This window comes from Acidithiobacillus sp. TH-A36 (assembly GCF_057473445.1).
Map to the genome: position 1 here is coordinate 1 of NZ_JBYCKP010000696.1, position 2,280 is coordinate 2,280.

General features: G+C 56.6%; 2 protein-coding genes and 1 pseudogene. 1 reads left to right on the plus strand and 2 read right to left on the minus strand.

The features are described 5' to 3' along the window. A partial coding sequence (locus AC2VLY_RS17285; RefSeq protein WP_486922729.1) for an MFS transporter occupies positions 1 to 947 on the minus strand: 947 nt, incomplete at its 3' end. Positions 948 to 1,038: 91 nt separating this feature from the next. Between AC2VLY_RS17285 and AC2VLY_RS17290 the strand changes: the two genes are divergently transcribed. Beyond that, positions 1,039 to 1,884, plus strand: a complete 846-nt coding sequence (locus AC2VLY_RS17290) for a LysR family transcriptional regulator (RefSeq protein WP_486892697.1) — start codon at positions 1,039 to 1,041, stop codon at positions 1,882 to 1,884. Between the two features lie 75 nt (positions 1,885 to 1,959). On the opposite strand, the pseudogene AC2VLY_RS17295 reads toward AC2VLY_RS17290, so the two are convergent. Continuing rightward, positions 1,960 to 2,280, minus strand: a pseudogene (locus tag AC2VLY_RS17295) (50S ribosomal protein L3 N(5)-glutamine methyltransferase); the annotation flags it as partial.

Genomic DNA, 2,280 nt, shown 5'->3' on the forward strand with positions numbered 1-2,280 from the left:
ATCGCCCCCAGCCCAATGGGAAAAAGAACGAGGCTGGCCCAGAATCCGTTGAAGCCCAAATCTTCTTCCGCCCAAAGCGGTAAAATGGAAGCCCAGCCCATGAACATGGCCCATCCCAGGCAGAGTAACAAAAGCCCCAACCAGTAATTGCGCCGCTTCAGAAAATGGATTTCCAGCAAGGGGTGGTCTGTTTCGCTTTCGCGCCAGGCAAACAGCAAAAAACAAGCCAGAGCAATCAGGGTCATTTTCAGAATAAATGCGGAGTGCCACCAGCCATATTCCTCGCCCTGATCAAGTACGATTTGCAGGCTCATCAGTCCGGCGTAGAGCAGGCCGAATCCCCAGCCGTCAAAGGGTGGCATGTTTTTTCGCCCCTGATCTTTGGGGATACCACTGCTACCGAGCAGTAATGCCAGTATCCAGAAAGGCAGGGAAAGCAGAAAAATACTGCGATAACCCAGGTCTGTAGCCAGTAAACCGCCCAGGGCCGGCCCGAAAAAAAAGGGAACCAGCATGGCATTACTCCAGAAAATGGTGACCAGGCCATGCTGTCGTTCGGGGCTATGGCGCAGAAACAGGCTCTGGCTCAGGGGGACCAGCAGTCCGGCGGCAATCCCTTCGAGGGCACGGGAAAGCAGCATGATCCAGAGATTACTGGTGGTGGCGCTGATGATGGTGCCGATGCCGGCGACCATAACGGCCATCTGGAATACGCGCCGCATGCCAAAGCGCTGGGTGGTCCAGGGCATGAGGGTAATACCCAGGGACCAGTGTACGATGAAGTAGGTGAGGGTCCACAGGGCGTGATCGTTACTGGTGGAAAGGCCGCCCGCCACATAAGGAAAAATACCCTGTACCGAGGCGCCATCAAAAGAGCCCATGCCCAAAGCCAGTGCTACGCCTGCAAAAAGTGGCCAGGATCTGGACAATGGCTGGATGCGCTCCATCGGGTGTCTCCCATCAAATTTGCCCTACTGTAGCGCTGTCACTAATATAGAACTAATAGATTGATTTGCACGCATTCATCGGAAAATCCTATTGAAAATACATGCAGAAGAATTGTTGGCCTTTTTGGCTGTTGCCGAAGCCGAAGGGGTAGGACGTGGGGCCCGGATGTTGCAGCGCAGCCAGCCCGCTGTTTCCGAGCGGCTGCGGGCATTGCAGCTGAATTTGGGAGAACCGCTTTATCAACGCAGTGGTCGCGGTATCAAGCTGACGGCAGCGGGTGAGTCCCTGTTGCCCTATGCCCGCCGCCTGCGCGAAAGCCTGGAGGAGGTGGAAAGCTGGTCAGCGCGGCGTCAGAACCTGCAGGAAGGCAGTTTACGCATTGCGGCTACCAATACGGTCGCCAACTATTTTTTGATGGAACATCTGGCGCGCTTCCGCAGTGCCTACCCGAGTATCCAGTTGCAATTGAAAACGGGTCCTTTGCCGGATGCCCTTTCTTTGGGGAGTTGGGATTTGCTGTTTACCGAAGAACAAATTGTTGCAGACCATTTGCCCCAACACATGGAGCAGGAAGCCTGGCGCGAAGATGAACTGGTGGCCATTCTGCCCCGGGATCATCCCTGGGTGGAGGAAGGACGGCAATCGGCGCGCTGGGAGGAAATTCTGCAACAACCCATCGTCTGGAGAGAAGCCCATTCAGGGATCCGGCGCCGCGTGGAGGCCGCCATTGCCCATGCCGGATTGTGTGCCCGTTACAGCGTGGAGGTAACGGGTGTCGAAGCCCTGCGCGACGCGGTCGCGGCAGGATTGGGTATTGGCTTTGCCTCGGTAGAGGCACTGGACAAGGTCCGCTGGCCCTTGGCTTCCCTGCGTCTGGAGCCGCCGCGTGGTTTATTCTGGACGCTGTTTCTCATTCGCCCGCAGACAGATTTTTAGTCGCGGGCGGTGCGGGTGTTTTTACAGCTGCTGTTCAGCGAGGAAAAACATCCCATTGAAGGCACTCGTACTGATTCATGAATAGGTCATCAGGAAAACACCGGAGCCACCCGCAGGGTGCTCCAGCCAGATCAGCGGCAAATCGGGTCGCTGTTCGCTGAGGGCTACTTCTGCGTCGCCGGTTTCCACAATCAATACTCCGCCTGCTTCCATATACCGGGGAGCCTGTTCCAGCAGGGGCAGGAGACAGTCCAGTCCATCCGTACCAGCGGCAAGGGCCAGGCGTGGTTCATGGGTGTATTCCGGGGGTAGCTCGGCCATGGCTGCGGCATCCACGTAGGGGGGGTTGCTGATAATCAGATCGTAACGTTGGCCCTGCAAAGCCGAGAACAAATC